Origin of the sequence: Streptomyces sp. NPDC005262 (assembly GCF_042872425.1) — a bacterium.
Taxonomy (GTDB): Bacteria; Actinomycetota; Actinomycetes; order Streptomycetales; family Streptomycetaceae; genus Streptomyces.
Genome location: NZ_JBIAKK010000022.1, coordinates 26,024 through 44,788 on the forward strand (window position 1 = coordinate 26,024; position 18,765 = coordinate 44,788).

An 18,765-nucleotide genomic window follows, 5' to 3' on the forward strand; every position below is an offset into this window, starting at 1 on the left:
AGCCCGATGCTGCTGCTCACCCTGGGCACGGCAGCGGGTGGAGGGGTTCCCCAGTGGAACTGCGCGTGCCCCGGATGCACCGGGGCACGCGCCCACCCCGACCGTCGCCGCAGCCATGATTCGCTCGCCGTCCTCGGCCACGATCCGTCGACCTGGTTCCTCGTCAACGCGGGACCGGACATCACCGAGCACCTGGAGACCCACCCCCGGCTGCGTCCTGCAGCGGGCACGGAACGCACCCCCGTGGTCCGGGTCCTGCTCACCGACGCAGAGCTCGACCACACCTTGGGCCTGCTGCGGCTGCGCGAGGCACGGCACGTGGAGATCTACGCCACCACACCGGTGCGCCAGGCTCTGCGCGAACGCCTCGCACTGGACACCGTCCTGACGCCGTACACCACCCTCACCTGGCGGGATCTGCCGCCGGCGGGTCACAGCCCGGCGCTGATCGCGGGGATCGAAGTCTGCGCGGTGCCCCTGTCCACCAAGCGACCTCGCTACGCCGCCGAAGCCCAGGAGGACGACTCCTGGGTCGTCGCCGCCCGCCTCCACGACCCCGCCAGCGGCCGGACGGCGCTGTACGCGCCCGCGCTTGCCGGCTGGACGGAGGAGTTTGGCAAGGAGGCCGGCGCCGCAGACTGCGTCTTCATTGACGGAACCTTCTGGGACGACAAGGAACCGCAACGACTGGGCATCTCTGCCAGAACGTCCACCGCGATGGGCCACCTGCCCGTCGACGGACCCACCGGCACCGCCCAACACCTGGCGTCCCTGCCGGCGCGCTGCCTGTACACCCACCTCAACAATACGAACCCCCTGGTCGACCCCTTGGCCCCGCAGCACGGCGTCCTGGCCGGACGGGGGCTCGAAGTAGCCCAGGACGGGATGGTGATCGAGCTATGACGACAGCACCCGCAAGGCCCGGATCTGGTGTCGCACACCCCGCATGGGCAGACGACGGACCTCTGCCACCCGCCGCGTTCGAGTCCGAAGTGCGGGAACTGGCACAAAGCCGGTACCACGACAGGCATTCGTTCAACGTGCGGATGCACCGCGGTGACCTCAGCCCGGCCGAGCTGCGTACCTGGGTCGCCAACCGATTCCACTACCAGCGCAGCATCCCGGTGAAGGACGCCCTGATCCTCGCCAAGCTGCCCGAGCCGGCCATGCGGCGCTCGTGGCTGCGCAGGATTCAGGACCACGACGGTATCGCCGACGGCGAGGGCGGCATCGAGCGCTGGCTGCGGCTCGGCGAGGCGGTGGGCCTGGACCGCGCCGACCTGGAATCGGGCAGGAACGTCCTGCCTGGGGTGCGGTTCGCCGTCGACGGCTATGTGAACTTTTGCCGGCTCAGCCCCGCTCTGGAGGCCGTGGCCTCCTCGCTCACGGAGCTGTGCGCACCGAACATCATGCTGACCCGCCTGAAGACCTTCCCCCGCCACTACCCGTGGATCGAGGAATCGGGCCTCGCTTACTTCCGCAGCAGGGTCCCGCAGGGCCGACGCGACGGGACGGAAGCGCTGTCCTGGGTGGTCGGCTGGGCGCGGACCCGCGCCGACCAGCTCGCTGCCCTGTCGGCCCTCGCCTTCAAATGTGATGTGCTGTGGTCGCTGCTCGACAGCGTCGAGCATGGCAGCCGGCCGGGAGGCGTGGGATGAACGCCCGCCACGGCGATCTCTGGTGCCCGCGACGGGCTCCCGCCGTCGTCCTGAGGCACGACCGGACGCGGGGCAAGGACGTCCTGCTCATGCCGGAACGCGTCGTTGTACTCGAGGGCAGTGCCCGATCGGTCATCGAACTGTGCGACGGCACGCGCACGGTGGCCCGCATCGCCGACGAGCTGCGGGAACGCTTTCCGGCAGCCCCGGTTGACACCGAGGTGAGCACCTTCATCGAACGGCTGCACAAGGAAGGCTGGATCCGATGACTGCGACGATCGCACCGCCGTGGGGGCTGCTGGCGGAACTGACACACGCCTGCCCGCTGCACTGCGGCTACTGCTCCAACCCTCTGGAGCTGACCCGCCGCTCCCGCGAGCTGACCGCCGCCCACTGGGTGGACATCTTTCGCCAGGCCGCCGACCTCGGAGTCCTGCAGACCCACCTCTCCGGCGGTGAGCCGCTGCTCCGCAAGGACCTGGAGGCCATCGTCACCGGGGCGGAGGAGTCCGGCATCTACACCCAGCTGGTCACCAGCGGCTCGGGACTCACCGAAGAACGTCTCCGCTCCTTGACCGCAGCGGGGCTGCGCAGCGTACAGCTGTCCGTACAGCACGCCGACCCCGCCGCCTCGGACGCGATCGCAGGCAGCCAGGCGTTCGCCGCCAAGGAGGCTGCTGCGGCACTTGTCCGGAGGGCCGGGCTGCCACTTGGCGTCAATGTCGTACTGCACCGGCACAACCTGGACGCCATCGATGCGCTCGTAGAACTCGCGCTGAAGTGGGGCGCGGACCGGATCGAGCTGGCCAACACGCAGTTCTACGGCTGGGGCCTGCTCAACCGGGAGGCACTCATGCCCGGTCGCGACCAGCTCGCCCGCGCGGTGGAGTCCGTCGACCGGTGGCGCGAGCAGCTGGATGGACGTCTGGAAATCGTCTGGGTCACGCCGGACTACTTCGACGGGGTGGCCAAACCCTGCATGGGCGGCTGGGGAGCCGTCTCACTCACCGTCGCCCCTGACGGCACCGTCCTGCCGTGTCCGGCGGCCGCCACCCTGCCGGGCCTGGACCCGGCCAACGCCAAGGACCACTCCCTGCGCTGGATCTGGGAGGAATCGAAAGCCTTCAACCTTTACCGGGGTACGGACTGGATGCCCTCTCCGTGCCGCAGCTGCGACCGACGAGACCAGGACTTCGGCGGCTGCCGGTGCCAAGCCTTCGCTCTGACCGGCGACGCCACCCGCACCGATCCGGCCTGTTCCCTCTCCCCGGACCACACAGCGCTGACGGCTCTGGCCCGTCCGGCTGCCGGCGGCATCCGCGAGATGATCCCGCGCCGCCCGACCGTGGGCGCGGGGCTGGCCCCGCGCCCCTGACGCCGCGCCCCTCCCCGTCAGGCTGCGCGTTCCGCAGACCGGTGTGATTGCCGCCCATGGCATCGCCACACCGGCTTCTGCGCGTGCTGGGCAGCCAGACGCATGGGCGCTCAACCCTCCGAACCCGTGTAGCCGCCATCTCGCGTTGAGTGTCTTGCCCGATCCGGGGGCCTCACGGGGGTCCTGATGGGAGCGAGCCGCTACGACCATCTCGCGCAGTGGCAGACCGTGCGAACAATCTGCTGTCGTTAGGGCGCGGATGCCTTCGCGTGAAGTACCGGCGGGTGGGCTTCCATGACCGGCCCGGGCGCTGGTCGCCTCGGCCCGGGGCAACGCGCAGGCAAACCACTTCCTGCGGCACCCGGGCGGCCCGGTCGACCCGACGGGTGCCGAACGGGTGCCTGCTGTGCGGTACCGCCCAGCGGCGGCTGGCCCGCCCGGTGCCCGAAGGTGTCCGGCCCGTCGAGGTTCTGCGGTTCCTCGAGGAGCACGGCCAGGACGCGGCCCCCGACCGGTACGGCGCGCAGGCAGTGACCCGTGCGCTGGCCCTCGGTGACCGGTACCCCTCCACCCAGCGGCCCGGCATTCCGGCCCAGCCGCACGACGACGGTGAGATCTGATGCAGCTCCAGACGCCTGATGAGGTGCGGGACTTCCTCCGCCTGTGCCTCGGCCCCAGCCTCGGCCGTAAGAAGCGGTCGGTCACGCAGCTCGCCCTGATCATGCCGGACTGGCTTGCGGCCCCCCTCACCGAGCACGCCCCCCCCACCTTGCCGAACTCCGCGACGCGGTGGACCGGGCCGAAGCGGCGGCGACCGAGGCCGCATGCAGTCCACCCATACGCCCACAACCCCCGTACACCACCCGGGATGGCACGGGGTCGCGTGCAGGACACTCGTGGAGAAGCGGTGGATGGTGCGGCTGGGGCGCTGCTGACGGTCAAACGTGGCAGGCCCAACCTCTGTGTTGCACTGCTATCGGTCCTCAGCCTGCCTCGTGAGGGTGTCGCGCGTTTCCGCTGCCACCTGCTGGATTTCGCCTGTCGGGATCACCAGGACGGGCACGGCCGCGCCACACGGACTGACGACGGCGTCATCCGGCGGGTTTCCCTCCGTCAGCCCGCCGGTGATGCCCAGGACACCCAAGCCCGAACAGACCGCTTCGCGTACCTCCGGCTGGTCTTCGCCGATCTCGCCTGTGAACACGAGCGCGTCGATCCGGTCGAGGGAAGCGGCGACACTCGCGATGCCGCGCCGCACGCCAACAGCGAACACGTCCAGCGCGAAGGTCGCCTTACTGTCCCCCCGGGCGCCTGCGCGGACGAGGTCCCGGGTGTCCCCGGACATGCCGGACAGGCCGAGGAGGCCGGACTCGTGATTGAGGGCGTCCTCGATCCGCTCGGCCGTCAAGCCTGCCGATGTCTGGAGCCAGAGCAGCAGACCCGGGTCGACGCTCCCGCTGCGCTTGCTCATCACCAGGCCCTCCAACGGGGTGAAGCCCATGGTGGTGTCGACGCTGTGCCCGTCGCGAACCGCGCAGACCGAGCAGCCGCCTCCCAAGTGCGCCAGGACGAGGTGCAGGGAGCTGGCCGGACGGCCGATCAGTCGGGCTGCCCGCTGCAGGGCCCACGCGTAGGACAGGCCGTGAAACCCGTACCGGCGCAGTCCGTACCGCTCGGTCCACTCGCGAGGCACCGCGTAGGTGCGGGCGGCGGGTGGCAGGTCGGCGTGGAAGGCGGTGTCCAGACACACGACGTGCGGCACGTCGGGCAGGAAAGCGCGGGTCGCGTCCAGGGCCGTGAGTGCCGGGGGCATGTGCAGCGGGGCGAGCCGTACCGTACGGTCGAGCTCGGCGCGTACGTCGTCGTCGACGATGGTAGGGCGCAGTAGGTGCGGTCCGCCGTGAACGAGGCGGTGCCCGGTCGCCCCGACCGGGGGCGCGTCGCGCAGGAAGTCCTCGATCGTGTCGGCGGTCTCCGGGCCGGGTGGCTCGGTGAGGTGCCTCGCGGCTCGTTCGCGGCCGTCGGCGCCCAGAACCGTCAGGTGCAGGCTGGAAGAGCCAGCGGCGACGACGAGGATGTCAGGGCCGTTCACATCTGCCACTTTCGCTTCGTGGTCTCGGCAGAATTGGTGCGGCGGATCGCCTCGCGCAGCCGATCACGATGGTGTAGTAGGCGACGGCCAGGTCATCGGTGACGGTGGTGCGTCCGCGCACACGGCCCAGCGCGGTAACGGCCAGGTCGTGCCGAGATACGCCGTTGCTCGCGAGGAGGTCGTAATTCACCATTGGCCGGGCGTCTCCGAGGTTATCGTGCACTCGTTTGGCCTGGCAGCGCTGATGTCGCCCAGGGATGAACCGGTATCGCCCTCGATGGACAAGCCACTCCCGGTCGGCGACGAGGCCACGCAACCGATCGTCAGCGACCACGAGGACGGCAACAATGTCCTTGCGTCGCATCAGCTGGGCAACGTTCACACCGGCCGTCAGCGACGACACGACGACAGGATCATCCATCATGACCGCGCGAACCTGCTGGACCATGATCCTCCTTCAAGCTGCCCACCGGCAGGACTGTTGGACTTTCCCAGCTCGTTTACCCGTGACCAGGGACCGCGTGGCCTGGCCTCGGGGGAGTTCCATCCATTGGCTCTCGCGACTGTCTTCACCAGCAGACAGGCCGTACATGGTCACCGACCGTCTGAGGGCCCTGCTCGCAGTGCTGCGCCGGCCGCCGGTGGGACGCCCGAAGGCTCCTCCGGTAGACCGGGGAACGGCAGCTGACCTGTGGTATGTCACGTCTCTCCTTTTGCGACCGGTTTCCGGTGACGCATCACGTGGAGTGCGTCGCGATCCTTGAACCGGTCGCGAAGGGCTCCTGACCTGCTGTTTTGTGCGTGCGCCTTATGTGTGGTGTGGGCGTTACGAGCGATATCTTGACGCTGAAGTGACGCTCGTTCTGATGGGGCGTCACCTGGCTGATCGTTCAGGTGGTGCTGGGTGGGAGGCGCGCTCCCGAGGGCTGGCTCCACGGGAACTTCCTGTTGGTTGAGTCGGAGCCCGAGGAGAACTTCGGCCCGATCGCCCGATCCTCGCCATGGACCAGCCGGCGTCAGCGCCCACACCCGTAACGCCCTCGGGTGGCGGCCTGCCCACCCGAGCCTCCTGGAGGGCCGCCCGTCTCTCTCCGAGCTGCCGCTCGAGGACCATGATCTGGTGGCGGAGGGCGAGAATCTCCGCGTCCTTGTCGCGGTCGCTCATCGGTAGCAGCCGCAGCGCGGCGAGCGAACGCGCGCTCTACGTCTCGCTCTCCAGTTCTTCCCGCACCTCTCGCAGCTTCTGCCATCGCTGGCGCTGCCGCTCGCCGTACGCCGCGTTGCGGACGGTGCCGTCGTCTTCGAGTCCGGATCCGAACGCACCCCCGACCATGCCCATCGAGCTGACGAACCAGGCGAGCACGGCGTAGTCGTGGACCGTTGCGTCTTGCCCGATAACCGTGCCGAAGGCCGACGGGGTCAGGATGAGCTTGGAGACGCCGAAGAGGGTGATGAACAGGATCACGTACAGGGAGAGCACACCGGAGGTGATCGTCACGCACGTCACTGTGTTGTAGAGGCGGGAGAAGGAGCGGGAGAGCGAACCGTGAGGGCGTTCCCAGAGCTCGTGATCGATGATGATCCATGCCGTCAGGGCGAGAAGGGACGCCACAGAGGCCCCGATCAGGCGTCCCACGCCCATGCCCGAGGAGAGGGTCCAGGTCGAGTTGTTGATCAGGCCGAAGGCGGCGGTTGCGAAGATACCGGCCAGTGCGCGGGAGAGGGTGGCGAAGAGCCGCCAGGGCCGATTGGCCCGCACCATACCGGTGACGAGACTCAGATGTCCGCGCAGGCCGGGCACGATGAAGCGTTCCAGGCCATCCTCGCCGGCCCCCGAAGCTTCGAGCCGGCCGGCTTCCTCCAGGGACGGAGCGAGATCGGCACGGTCCCGAGTGAGCATGCCGACGACATCCGCGACGACGCGCCGGGCGCGCCGTCGCATCCGCCAGGAGCCGAGCGCGGGCAGGGACACCAGCGCGATGCGGTCCGCCGGGCTCACCTCGACGCTGACCGGGCGCAGGCCGGCTCGTCGAGGCAGATCGGTGAGGAGGACTCCGGCCTCCCAGTCGCCCTCGGGGAGCAAGGGGCGTACGACGTCGGCCGCGGAGGAGACGTCCAGTTGCTCGTCCGCGACCACGGGTACCGTGCGCGCCGTCACCCGCCAGTCGACGTCCGCGCGGACCCGCCGCCTCAGATGCTGCGGCAGCTTGTCGGCCAATTCCTGGGCGATCTCCGACGCCACTCCGGGGTCGGCGACCAGCACGATCCGTACCACGTGCGCCGCAGCGGCGGGGAGGAAATCTGTCACGGTCTCAATCCGGTCAGGGGCGGGCGCGCGCGACGGTATTTCGCCCGACGTCCCGTTGTAACGCCCCTCTATGTGGCAGTCGAGCGCGACAGGCGCCTTGGCGCCCCCGTCCCCCGATCAGGCGGGACGGGGAGACCGGTGGCCGACGAGTGGCGCGGAGGAAGACGAGGAGACGCACTCAGTCACCTACAGCGAACCGATACTGACGGACCAAAAGGACAATCCTCCCGCAGTCGACGCGAGGTACGACCCTCCGACGAGACGCTCGGTCCCGCCAACCGCGCGTGCGAGCCCTTGCGCACGGGGGTGTGGGCCCGCGTCGGTCAGCTTGACCCGTTGGGGTGGGGGACGACCTTGGTCCAGCCGTCGTCACGGGCGTCGAAGTGCTGGTAGCCGGCGGGGGCCTGGTCCAGCGGCAGCTCGTGGGAGACGATCCAGGAGGGCTTGGCCTTGCCCTGCTCTATCAGGGCGCACAGCTGTCGGTTGTATGCCTTGACGTTGGCCTGGCCGGTTCCCATCGACTGGCCCTTGAACCAGTACAGGCCGTAGTCGAAGGCGACCTCGCCGTCCTCCTTGTACAGCTTGTCCGGGCTCCCCGGGTCGTGCGGCACGAAGACACCCACGACCCCGATCGTCCCGGTGAACTTCACCGAGTGCACCAAGTTGTTGAGTGTCAGGTTCGGGTGCTCGACACCCTGAGGGTCGTGCGCCTGGTAGCCCACGCACTCACACCCACGGTCTGCCCCCAGACCGTTGGTGAGCTCGTTGATCTGGTCGATCGGCGAGGCCTTGGAGTCATCGATGGGAATCGCACCGATCTGCTCTGCGAGCGCGAGCCGGTCCGGGTGACGGTCAACGACCATCACCTGCGCCGCGCTCTTGAGATTTGCCGACAGTGCCGCCATCAGACCGACCGGGCCCGCGCCATAGATGACAACGGTCTCACCCGGCTGCACGCCGGCCAGCTCCGTGCAGTGCCAGCCGGTCGGGAAGATGTCGGCCAGCATCACGTAGTCGGTCTGCTTCTCCCGTGCCTCCTCCGGCAGCACCAGGCAGTTGGAGTCTCCGTACGGAACCCGCAGGAACTCCGCCTGACCGCCGTTGTAGGGGCCCATTCCCGCGAAGCCGTATGCGGCACCGGCCATCGTCGGATCCACCGGCGTGGTCAGGCAGAAGGCCGTCAGCCCGTGGTCGCAGTTGCGGCAGAACCCGCAGCTGATGTTGAACGGCAAACAGACCCGCCGTGGCCGCCCTACCGTCTTCGCCCGGCGGTGTGTGCACCTTCCTGCCGCTCGGCGACGACCTGACCCCTCCGCTGGCCGGCCATCTCACGCGCCCTTCTACACCAAGAGCGACCGCGCGGGATACGACAGGGAACACCCGCTCAACACCATGCTCCTCGACGCCGCGGCGCTCGGGGACAGCGCGTCCGACGCAGCCGACGGCATGCATCCCACCACCGCCGTCCCCTCCACGGAGCTCCCGCAAAATCCGCGCCTACCTGCGCAGGCGCGGCATACCCCACACCATCCCGGAGCGCTCGGACCAGAAGGCCAACCGCCGCAACCGAGGCCGTCACGGCGGCAGACCACCAGCGTTCAACAAGCAGCTCTACAGACACCGCAACGTCGTCGAGCGATGCTTCAACCGGCTGAAGCAATACCGCGCGATCGCCACCCGCTACGACAAAACCCGTGAATCCTACGAGGCGGCGGTCACCATCGCCTCACTTCTTCTCTGGATCCGACCCCTTTGAAGACACTCCCTAGCGGGGTATCAGCCGGGTCCGCCCAGCACGATCGTCCACACTCGGGTCGCCACCTGGAGGTTGAGGCGGTCCTCGACGTTCGCGAGGTTGCTGCCGCTGATGTCGCGGATGCGCTGGAGCCGGTAGCGCAGCGTGCTGCGGTGGATCGCGAGGGATTCGGCGGTCTCGTCGTAGTTGCCGCCGCAGTCGAAGTACCGGGACAGCGTTTCCACCATGGTCGCGTGGTGCCGGGAGTCGTAGTCGATGAGCTGCCCCAGCCACTCGTGGACGAACGTCTCCAGTTCCCGGTAATCGTTGCCAGGTCCCAGGATGCGGTAGAGGCCGAGCTCGTCGAAGAACGTCGTGCCGTAGGGCTCGCGGGAGCGGCGGCGCACTTCCAGGGCGCGCTGCGCCTCCTCGTAGCGGTGGGGGATGTCGTCCAGGGAATCGCACGGGGCGCTCACTCCGATCGTCCCGGACCGTGTCCCGGTCTCCCGGGCGAGCGCCTCGTACAGCGCGCGGGCGTGCGGCCTGTCGTCGGCGACCAGGACCACGTGGTCGGAACGCGGGGTCAGCAGCGAGCGCATGCCCACGGCAGAGGCCGCCCGGCCCACGGTATGCGCGAAGGAATCGCCCGCAGTCCGGTTCGACCACTGCACCACGACGATGTAGTGGCTGCGGTGCAGGTCGTGTCCGACTGCCTCGGACCGGGCGTAGGCGCTCGCCTCGTCCGTCCCTGCCAGGAGGTCGTCGACCAGCTCGCGGTGCAGCCTCAGCTCCACCTCGGCCAGGTTACGCAGGTGTGCCAGCTCCAGGGCGAGCGACGTGGCGGCGTGTTCGAGCACGAGCACGGTGTGCTCGTCGGCCTCGCCCCGGGCATCGACCAGGGCCAGCACGCCCAGCATCTCGCCGTGCGGGCGGACCAGAGTGATCAGCCGGTCCTTTATCCGCACCGGCCCGACCTCCCGGGCAACGGCGTGCAGCATTGCGTCCTGGCGCACGGGGTCCGGTTCCGGATAGGGGTCGGGGCGGCTGGGGCCGGTCCAGGACCTCAGCCGACCGAAGCGGTCCTCGACCAGTGCGGGGAGTCCAGTGAGCTCGTGCAGTGCGCGGGTGATGGCTTCCTCGCCGCCGCCCGAGGCAGCGACATCGGCCATGAGCGCGTGAACAGCCCGCTGGTACCCCAGCTCAGCCACGACGGAGATCAGCTGCCGCTGGAGGGCTGTCCGTTCCTCCCTCAGCCGGTGCAGCTCCAGCGCGTCCTCGCGTTGGCGGCGGTCTGTGAAGGCGACTGACAGAGCAGCAGCGGTGTGCCGGACGAGCATGGCGAGCAGGGATCGCTCGGCCTCGGTGGGCAAGGAGCGCGACGTCACCACGAGGTAGCCGTGGAGTCCCTCAAGTCCGCGCAGCCCCAGGGCCCGGCCCCAGGGCCGGCCGGGTACGGTCACAGGGCCGTCTTGCCCGGCCAGCTCCCGCACCCTCCGGTCCACGGCCAAGGCGTGGATCTGCCCGCCCTTCGGGCCGGGGACCAGGTCGCCGTCCACTCTGAGGTATCCGGCCTCGGCGCTGTATGGCCCCGCGGCGGCTATGTGGTCCATGGCCAGGCGCAGGATCTCGCCCTCGTCCCGGGTGTCGAACAGGGCGCTGGAGAGCACCATCAGTTCGTGGAGGGCATGGTCGGCTGGGGTCGGAACGGGTGGGCTGGGTTCTCTCCGCGCGGCCCTGGACTGCCGCCCGGCGGTGCCCCGCGGAAGGCTGCCCTCCCGGTCGGAGCGGCGGCGGTACAGGTTGTGCGCCCGGCTGCTGGCCATGGGACTGCTCCCTTCCCCCAAGCCCTCAGAAAGGTGAATGCGACCCTTCCTGTACGCCCCTGCGACCAACTTACCCGAGATGTTCGAAGTCTTCGTCTCGTGCTCGCGGGGCGACGGGCTCCGTTGTTTTTTGACCTGCCGGGCGCAGGCGTAGGGCCGCTTGGTTGAGCGAGTCTTGGGCGTGCGGGTGGCGCCGTGCGCACCGGCAGGAAGGACTGGGCGATGCTCCAGAAGCCTCGCAGGCCCGTTGACACGTACGAGACGCACCAGGGAGCCGAACGCACCGTCGACCACCTTTCGGACCAGGGGTTTCCCGCGCAGAGGGTGGCCTTCATCGGCCAGGACGCCTGCCTCGTCGAGCAGGACATCAGTCGGATGGACTACGGCAGGGCCACCCTGCACGGAGCGGCGAGCGGGGCCCTTCCCGGTGCGTTGATCGGCTGGCTCTTCGGCCTGGTTGACTGGGTGGACCCGCTCGTCTCCGCCCTGCTCGTCGCCCTCTACGGCGTGCTTTTCGGAGCGATCGTGGGCGCGCTGTTCGGTCTGCTGCTGTACACCCTGCGGGGCAGCCGCCGGGATGACGGCGAGGTGCGGCGGCCGGACCGGGCGGGTCCTGCGGCTTCGGATCGGGGTTCGCCCCCGTCCGCTCGATGCAGCCCAGCCGGTACGTCGCCGACGCTGGTGGTCCGCAGCCGGCCGAGGAGCCGTACGGCCTCGTCGGCGACCGCTTCGTCCGGACGTCCCGCCCAAACCTCAACGATCGGATCCGCAGCGTCGGCGCAGGCCGCCGCATCGGGAGGAGTTCCTCATGGCCAAGGCAGTGGGCATCGACCTGGGCACCACCAACTCGGTGATCGCCGTGTGGGAAGGCGGCGAACCTTCCGTCGTGCCCAACAGCGAGGGTAACCGTACGACACCGTCTGTGGTGGCTTTCACCGACACCGGGGAACGTCTGGTGGGCCAGCTGGCCCGGCGCCAGGCGATCCTCAACCCCAAGGGCACCATCTACTCGGCCAAGCGGTTCATCGGCCGGCACTTCGACGAGATCTCCGACGAGGCCAGAGCCGTGGCGTACGACGTGGTCGAGGGCGACGGCGGGGCGGCCCGCTTCAAGGTGCGCGACAAGCTGTACGCGCCTGAGGAGATCAGCGCACAGGTGCTGCGCAAACTCGCCGAGGACGCCTCCAAGCAGCTGGGGGAGCGGGTCACGGAGGCGGTCATCACGGTGCCCGCCTACTTCAACGACGCCCAGCGCACCGCCACCAAGGACGCCGGACGGATCGCGGGTCTGGAGGTGCTGCGGATCATCAATGAGCCGACCGCGGCGGCGCTCGCGTACGGCATGGACAAGAAGCAGCACGAGACCGTCCTCGTCTTTGACCTGGGCGGCGGCACCTTCGATGTGAGCATCCTCGACGTCGGCGACGGCGTGGTGGAGGTGCGTTCCACGGCGGGCGACAGTCACCTGGGCGGTGACGACTTCGACCGGCGTCTGGTGGATTACCTCGCGGACGACTTCCAGAAGGAGAACGGCATCGATCTGCGCAAGGATCCGCAGGCGCTGCAACGCCTGTTCGAGGCTTCGGAGAAGGCCAAGACCGAGCTCAGTTCGGTGACACAGACGCAGGTCAGCCTGCCGTTCATCACCGCCGACGCCTCGGGACCCAAGCACCTCACCGACTCGATCATGCGGTCCACGTTCGAGCAGATCACCGGCGACCTGGTGGAGCGGTGCCTTGGACCGGTCCAGCAGGCAATGGCCGACGCCAAGGTCGGCGAGAGCGACATCGACGAGGTCATCCTCGTAGGCGGCTCCACACGTATCCCGGCGGTCCAGGCCCTTGTGCGCCGGCTGACCGGCGGCAAGGAACCCAACATGAGCGTCAACCCCGACGAGGTCGTGGCCCTGGGCGCCGCGATCCAGGCCGGGGTACTCAAGGGCGAGGTCAAGGACGTCCTGCTGCTCGATGTCACGCCCCTTTCGCTGGGTGTCGAGACACGCGGCGGCGTGATGACGAAGATCATCGAGCGGAACACCACCATCCCCGTGCGCCGCTCCGAGACCTTCTCGACCGCCGAGGACAACCAGCCCGCTGTCGACATCGTCGTCCTCCAGGGCGAGCGCGAACGGGCCGCCGACAACCGGGTGCTCGGCCGCTTCCAGCTCACCGACATCCGCCCGGCACCGCGGGGCGAACCACAGATCGAGGTCACCTTCGACATCGACGCCAACGGCATCCTCAACGTCAAGGCCCGCGACCGGGACACCGGCAAGGAACAGGGCATCACCATTAGCGAGAGCTCCAATCTGGACCGCAGTGAGGTCGAACGCATGGTCCAGGAGGCCGAAAGCAACCAGGGCCAGGACCAGGCACTCCGCGAGGCCGTCGACGCCCGCAACGAACTCGACGCCGTCGCGTACCAGGTCGAGAAGCGCCTCGCCGAACTGGGCGACGCAGCCCCCGCGCACGAGAAGGCACGCGCCGAGATGCTCGTGTCCGACGCCCGGGAAGCGGTCAAGGAAGAGGCGGGCGTGGAGCGCGTACGACCCCTGACCTCGGAACTCCAGCAGGTGCTCGCCGGGCTGACGGCCCATCAGGGCGCCGACGCCACCGGTCCCGGCCAGGACGCCGCCACCGGTGGTCCCACGAGCGGTGGTGGCGGTGACGACGATGTCATCGACGCCGAGTTCGACAAGGACTGAGGCACGCCATGCAGAGCCACCCCCAGGAACCCGACCGGGCCGCGTCGGATTCGGTCGAACCGGTCCCGGAAGGCCCCGCACGCCCTCCTCGCGGGGATTTGCCCCAACCGGGCCCGCCTCGGCCGGAAGCGGCGAACGACGAACCGGGGCCCGACGCCGCCGGCCCCGCGCTTGCCGAGGACGAGTACGCGACCGCGATCCAGGAACTGGAGGACCGCTGGCGGCGTGCACTCGCCGACCTCGACAACCTTCGCAAGCGTCACGCCAGGGAACTGGAGCGGGAGCGGACGGTGGAGCGCTCCCGTACGGCAGCCGCCTTCCTGCCCGTCCTGGACAACCTCGAACTCGCCCTGACCCATGCCGGAGCCGATCCGGGCGCGATCGTGGAGGGCGTCCGGGCGGTCCGTGACCAGGCGGTGAACGTCCTTGAACTGCTCGGCTACCCGCGGCACGCGGAGACCGGCGTCGCCTTCGACCCGGCCCGGCACGAGGTGGTCGGCGTCGTCCAGGACCCCGACGCGGCACCGGGCACGGTCCTCGAGGTGCTGCGCCCGGGCTACGGGGACGGCGAACGGCAGCTCAGGCCCGCCGCCGTGACTGTCGCGAAGCGGGAGTGACCGGTCATGGCGCGGGACTTCTACGAGGTGCTCGGCGTGTCGCGGACCGCGAGCCAGGACGAGATCCAGCAGGCATATCGCAAGCTCGCCCGCAAGTACCACCCCGACGTCAACAAGGACCCGGGGGCGGAGGAACAATTCAAGGACCTCAACGAGGCATACAGCGTCCTGTCGGACCCGAAGACCCGGGCCCGTTACGACCGCTTCGGCGAGGACTTCCGCAAGATCCCCGAGGACTTCGACGAACGGGTCGCGGCCGGAGCGGGCGGCGGCTTCCGCGCTCGGAGGACCGCGGGCGCGGGCGGCCCCCGTGTCCGATACGCCACCGGCTTCGGCGACGACTTCGGCGCGGAGGGCATCGACATCGAGGACCTGCTCGGCTCCATGTTCGGAGCCGGCGCCGCCCGAGGTGGCGTCCCCGGAGCGGACCAGGAGGCCGAACTGCCGCTCACCGTCGAGGAGGCGTACCGAGGCGGCCGTCGCACCGTCACGCTCGCCGGTCCCACCGGGCAGCCGCGGCGGTATGAGGTCGACGTGCCGCCAGGCGTCACCGACGGGCAGCGCATCCGGCTGGCGGGTGAGGGCGGCCAGGGCAGTGGTGACGCCGCCGCGGGCGACCTGTACCTGCGGGTGCGTATCCAGCCCCACCCCGTGTTCCGGGTGGACGGCCGCGACGTGCACATCCAGGTCCCGGTCGCCCCCTGGGAGGCGGCCCTGGGTGCGACCGTGCCGGTGCCCACGCCCGGCGGTGGCACGGCCAAGGTCACGGTGCCCGCGGGCTCGTCCAGCGGCCGACGGCTGCGACTGCGCGGCGAGGGCATGCCGAACCCGCGCGGCGCGAACGGCGACCTGTACGCCGAACTCCGCATCGTGGTGCCGCCCGCCTTGGGCGACCGGGAGCGCGAACTATTCGAGGAGCTCGCCGCCACTTCCTCGTTCGACCCCAGGAGGACGTGATGAACGACCGACCCGCGGGAGCGGCAGGCATCGGCAGGGCCGGCGTGGGCGACCGCCCGGTACGGACGGGCACCGACATCATCGCCTCGACGGCTGTCCGGTACGCGCTCGTGCCCGCCCCCAGGCTCTCCCTGGACGCCGTGGCCCGTCGCTCGGGCCTCCACCCCGATCTGATCCGCCGGTTCATCGCCCTCGGCCTGGTCGACGCCGAACGCGACGGCGCGGGGCGCCTGGTGTTCGACCCCACGGCCCCGGCGGTGCTCGCTCGCATCCAGCGGCTGCGCTCCGGACTCTGCCTCAACTACGCATCCATCGGCCTGGTGCTCGACCTGCTCGATCGCATCAGCCTGCTCGAAGCCGCCCTGCGCGGCCGCGGCCCGAGGAGTGAAACAACCCCATGGACATGAACCGTCTCACCCAGAAGTCCCAGGAAGCCCTCCAGGAGGCCCAGACCGCGGCCGTCAGCATGGGGCACACAGAGGTCGACGGTGAACACCTGCTGCTCGCACTTCTCGATCAGGAGGACGGTCTGATCCCACGGTTGCTGCAACAGGCCGGCACCGAGCCGAAGGAACTGCGCGCGGCCGTGCGCGAGGAACTCTCCCGCCGTCCGAAGGTCACCGGTCCCGGCGCGGCACCCGGCCAGGTCTTCGTCACCCAGCGCCTCGCCCGCCTGCTCGACGCCGCCGAACGGGAGGCCAAACGTCTCAAGGACGAGTACGTGTCCGTGGAGCACCTCCTGCTGGCCCTGGCTGAGGAGAGCTCTTCAACCGCCGCCGGGCGACTGCTCAAACAGGCCGGCATCACCAGGGACTCGTTCCTGAGCGCGCTCACCCAGGTCCGCGGCAACCAGCGCGTCACCTCCGCCAACCCCGAAGTGGCCTACGAGGCTCTGGAGAAGTACGGCCGCGATCTCGTCACCGAGGCCAGGGCCGGCAGGCTCGACCCGGTCATCGGCCGGGACGCCGAGATCCGCCGCGTCACCCAGATCCTCAGCCGCAAGTCCAAGAACAACCCCGTCCTCATCGGCGACCCCGGCGTCGGCAAGACCGCAATCGTCGAGGGCCTCGCCCAGCGCATCGTCCGCGGCGACGTGCCCGAAGGACTCCGCGACAAGATCGTGTTCGCCCTCGACATGGGCTCCCTGGTCGCCGGCGCCAAGTACCGCGGCGAGTTCGAGGAACGCCTCAAGGCCGTGCTCAGCGAGGTCAAGGCCGCCGAGGGGCGGATCCTGCTCTTCGTCGACGAGTTGCACACGGTCGTCGGCGCGGGCGCCGCCGAAGGGGCCATGGACGCTGGCAACATGCTCAAGCCGATGCTCGCCCGCGGCGAACTCCACATGATCGGCGCGACCACCCTCGACGAGTACCGCAAGCACATCGAGAAGGACGCCGCCCTCGAACGCCGCTTCCAGCAGGTCATGGTCGACGAGCCGAGCGTGGAGGACACCATCTCCATCCTGCGCGGACTGCGCGAACGCCTGGAGGTCTTCCACGGAGTGAAGATCCAGGACACCGCGCTGGTCTCCGCGGCCACCCTCAGCCATCGCTACATCACCGACCGGTTCCTGCCCGACAAGGCCATCGACCTCGTCGACGAGGCGTGTGCTCGGCTGCGTACCGAGATCGACTCGATGCCCGCCGAACTCGACGAGATCACCCGCCGCGTCACCCGCCTGGAGATCGAGGACGCGGCCCTGTCCAAGGAGACCGACCCCGCCAGCAAGACTCGCCTGGAGGAGCTGCGCAGGGAACTGGCCGACTTGCGCGGCGAGGCCGACGCCAAACGCGCCCAGTGGGAGGCCGAACGGCAGGCGATCCGCCGCGTGCAGGAACTGCGCCAGGAACTGGAGCAGGTGCGCCACGAGGCGGAGGAGGCCGAACGCGCCTACGACCTCAACCGCGCCGCCGAACTCCGCTACGGCCGACTCCAGGAGCTGGAGCGCCGACTTGCCGCGGAGGAGGAGCAACTGGCCGCCAAACAAGGGGAGAACCGGCTGCTGCGCGAGGTTGTCACCGAGGAGGAGATCGCCGAGATCGTCGCCGCCTGGACCGGCATCCCCGTCGCCCGCCTCCAGGAGGGCGAACGCGAGAAACTGCTGCGCCTCGACGAGATCCTGCGCGAGCGCGTCATCGGCCAGGATGAGGCCGTCAAGCTCGTCGCCGACGCCATCATCCGCGCCCGCTCCGGCATCCGCGACCCTCGCCGCCCCATCGGCTCGTTCATCTTCCTCGGCCCCACCGGCGTCGGGAAGACCGAGCTGGCCAAGACCCTCGCCCGGACCCTGTTCGACTCCGAGGAGAACATGGTCCGCCTCGACATGAGCGAGTACCAGGAGCGGCACACCGTCAGCCGGCTCATGGGCGCACCGCCCGGATACGTCGGCTACGAGGAAGGCGGCCAGCTCACCGAGGCCGTACGCCGCAAGCCGTACTCGGTCGTGCTGTTCGACGAGATCGAGAAGGCGCACACCGATGTCTTCAACACCCTGCTGCAGATCCTCGATGACGGCCGCATCACCGATGCTCAGGGCCGCACCGTCGACTTCCGCAACACCGTGATCATCATGACGTCCAACATCGGCTCCGAGCACCTCCTCGACGGCGCCACCGCCGAGGGTGAGATCAAGCCGGACGCCCGCGCCCGGGTGATGGGCGAGCTGCGCGGGCACTTCCGCCCGGAGTTCCTCAACCGCGTCGACGACATCGTGCTGTTCAAGCCGCTCGGTGAGTCCCAGATCGAGCGGATCGTGGAGCTGCAGTTCGACGAGCTGCGGCAGCGGCTCGCCGAACGCCGCATCACCGTCGAACTCACCGACGCGGCCCGCGAGTTGATCGCCCACCAGGGCTACGACCCGGTGTACGGGGCCCGGCCGCTGCGGCGCTACATCTCCCATGAGGTCGAGACCCTGGTCGGACGCGCTCTGCTGCGCGGCGACGTCCAGGACGGCGCGAAGGTCCTCGTCGACGCCGAGAACGGAGAGCTGGTGGTCACCTACGACCAGCCCGGGGACGTGAAGGGAACGAGGGCGGCATGAGCGCCATGCAGACCACCAACGTCACCTGCCCGCACTGCGGGCGCACCAACCGGGTACCGGTGGCCGCCGAGGGCCGCCCCAGGTGCGGCAAATGCAAGCAGCCTCTGCCGTGGATGGCCGACGCGGGCGACGACGACTTCACCGAGATCGTCGAGCAGGCCACCGTGCCCGTCGTCGTCGACCTGTGGGCCACCTGGTGCGGCCCCTGCCGCATGGTCAGCCCCGAGCTGGAAAAGGTCGCCGCCGATCTCGCGGGAAAGATCAAACTGGTCAAGGTCGACATCGACAAGAATCCGGGCCTGGCGCGGCGCTTCGAGGTCCAGGCCGTACCGACGTTGCTGGTCCTCGACAAAGGACAGACCATCGCCCGGCAGTCGGGTGCCGCACCTGCCCCTGCCCTGCGGCGGTGGTTGGAGCAGTCGATCGCGGGCCGCGAACCGGCCGGGAAAGGATGATCGG

17 protein-coding genes and 1 pseudogene are annotated in these 18,765 nt (G+C 69.5%); 13 read left to right on the plus strand and 5 right to left on the minus strand.

Annotation, left to right across the window (positions count from 1 at the left end; genetic code table 11):
- Positions 1 to 6: 6 nt before the first annotated feature.
- The 5 genes from pqqB (at position 7) to ACFYP5_RS35080 (ending at position 3,653) form a co-directional block, all read left to right on the plus strand.
- Positions 7 to 903 carry a pyrroloquinoline quinone biosynthesis protein PqqB gene (gene pqqB / locus ACFYP5_RS35060; protein WP_389043312.1) on the plus strand — a complete coding sequence of 299 codons (897 nt, stop codon included), beginning with the start codon at positions 7 to 9 and terminating at the stop codon, positions 901 to 903.
- A complete protein-coding gene (gene pqqC, locus ACFYP5_RS35065; protein WP_389043314.1) occupies positions 900 to 1,658 on the plus strand; it encodes a pyrroloquinoline-quinone synthase PqqC in 759 nt (252 codons plus the stop codon). The genes pqqB and pqqC overlap by 4 nt, the downstream gene beginning before the upstream one ends.
- Entirely contained in the window at positions 1,655 to 1,927 is a 273-nt protein-coding gene (gene pqqD / locus ACFYP5_RS35070; RefSeq protein WP_389043317.1) for a pyrroloquinoline quinone biosynthesis peptide chaperone PqqD, read from the plus strand. The genes pqqC and pqqD overlap by 4 nt, the downstream gene beginning before the upstream one ends.
- Positions 1,924 to 3,033, plus strand: a complete 1,110-nt coding sequence (gene pqqE, locus ACFYP5_RS35075; RefSeq protein ID WP_389043320.1) for a pyrroloquinoline quinone biosynthesis protein PqqE — start codon at positions 1,924 to 1,926, stop codon at positions 3,031 to 3,033. The genes pqqD and pqqE overlap by 4 nt, the downstream gene beginning before the upstream one ends.
- A 386-nt stretch (positions 3,034 to 3,419) precedes the next feature.
- Positions 3,420 to 3,653: a hypothetical protein gene (locus ACFYP5_RS35080; RefSeq protein ID WP_389043322.1), complete on the plus strand. Its 234-nt coding sequence runs from the start codon at positions 3,420 to 3,422 to the stop codon at positions 3,651 to 3,653.
- Positions 3,654 to 4,006: 353 nt separating this feature from the next.
- Here ACFYP5_RS35080 and ACFYP5_RS35085 read toward each other — a convergent pair whose 3' ends face one another.
- From ACFYP5_RS35085 to ACFYP5_RS35100, 4 genes and pseudogenes are all read right to left on the minus strand, one after another.
- On the minus strand, positions 4,007 to 5,134 hold the full coding sequence (locus tag ACFYP5_RS35085) for an acetate/propionate family kinase (protein ID WP_389043324.1): 1,128 nt from the start codon (positions 5,132 to 5,134) through the stop codon (positions 4,007 to 4,009).
- A complete protein-coding gene (locus tag ACFYP5_RS35090) occupies positions 5,112 to 5,573 on the minus strand; it encodes a hypothetical protein (protein ID WP_389043325.1) in 462 nt (153 codons plus the stop codon). Before ACFYP5_RS35090 ends, ACFYP5_RS35085 begins: the two co-directional genes overlap by 23 nt.
- Positions 5,574 to 6,326: 753 nt before the next feature.
- Positions 6,327 to 7,433 (minus strand): hypothetical protein, encoded by a 1,107-nt coding sequence (locus ACFYP5_RS35095; RefSeq protein WP_389043328.1) that lies wholly within the window; start codon positions 7,431 to 7,433, stop codon positions 6,327 to 6,329.
- 323 nt (positions 7,434 to 7,756) lie between these two features.
- Positions 7,757 to 8,674: pseudogene (locus ACFYP5_RS35100) on the minus strand (zinc-binding dehydrogenase); the annotation flags it as partial.
- Between the two features lie 32 nt (positions 8,675 to 8,706).
- Between ACFYP5_RS35100 and ACFYP5_RS35105 the strand changes: the two are divergent.
- Positions 8,707 to 9,189 (plus strand): transposase, encoded by a 483-nt coding sequence (locus ACFYP5_RS35105; RefSeq protein WP_389043451.1) that lies wholly within the window; start codon positions 8,707 to 8,709, stop codon positions 9,187 to 9,189.
- 20 nt (positions 9,190 to 9,209) lie between these two features.
- On the opposite strand, the gene ACFYP5_RS35110 is transcribed toward ACFYP5_RS35105, so the two are convergent.
- Positions 9,210 to 10,991, minus strand: a complete 1,782-nt coding sequence (locus ACFYP5_RS35110) for a PucR family transcriptional regulator (protein ID WP_389043329.1) — start codon at positions 10,989 to 10,991, stop codon at positions 9,210 to 9,212.
- A gap of 222 nt (positions 10,992 to 11,213) precedes the next feature.
- Here ACFYP5_RS35110 and ACFYP5_RS35115 point away from each other — a divergent pair, with 222 nt between their 5' ends.
- From ACFYP5_RS35115 to trxA, 7 genes are read left to right on the plus strand one after another with little or no spacing between them, the layout of a single operon-like run.
- Complete coding sequence (locus tag ACFYP5_RS35115; protein WP_389043332.1) at positions 11,214 to 11,897, plus strand: general stress protein; 684 nt, start codon at positions 11,214 to 11,216, stop codon at positions 11,895 to 11,897.
- A complete protein-coding gene (dnaK, locus tag ACFYP5_RS35120) occupies positions 11,800 to 13,695 on the plus strand; it encodes a molecular chaperone DnaK (RefSeq protein WP_389043335.1) in 1,896 nt (631 codons plus the stop codon). The genes ACFYP5_RS35115 and dnaK overlap by 98 nt, the downstream gene beginning before the upstream one ends.
- A gap of 8 nt (positions 13,696 to 13,703) precedes the next feature.
- Positions 13,704 to 14,312, plus strand: a complete 609-nt coding sequence (locus ACFYP5_RS35125) for a nucleotide exchange factor GrpE (protein ID WP_389043337.1) — start codon at positions 13,704 to 13,706, stop codon at positions 14,310 to 14,312.
- Between the two features lie 6 nt (positions 14,313 to 14,318).
- Positions 14,319 to 15,269: a DnaJ C-terminal domain-containing protein gene (locus ACFYP5_RS35130; RefSeq protein WP_389043340.1), complete on the plus strand. Its 951-nt coding sequence runs from the start codon at positions 14,319 to 14,321 to the stop codon at positions 15,267 to 15,269.
- Entirely contained in the window at positions 15,269 to 15,676 is a 408-nt protein-coding gene (locus ACFYP5_RS35135) for a chaperone modulator CbpM (protein WP_389043343.1), read from the plus strand. The genes ACFYP5_RS35130 and ACFYP5_RS35135 overlap by 1 nt, the downstream gene beginning before the upstream one ends.
- On the plus strand, positions 15,667 to 18,306 hold the full coding sequence (gene clpB, locus ACFYP5_RS35140; protein ID WP_389043347.1) for an ATP-dependent chaperone ClpB: 2,640 nt from the start codon (positions 15,667 to 15,669) through the stop codon (positions 18,304 to 18,306). The genes ACFYP5_RS35135 and clpB overlap by 10 nt, the downstream gene beginning before the upstream one ends.
- The gene (gene trxA / locus ACFYP5_RS35145; RefSeq protein WP_389043350.1) at positions 18,303 to 18,761 is read left to right on the plus strand and encodes a thioredoxin; all 459 of its coding nucleotides are present in this window, start codon (positions 18,303 to 18,305) and stop codon (positions 18,759 to 18,761) included. Before clpB ends, trxA begins: the two co-directional genes overlap by 4 nt.
- The last annotated feature ends 4 nt before the right edge of the window (positions 18,762 to 18,765 follow it).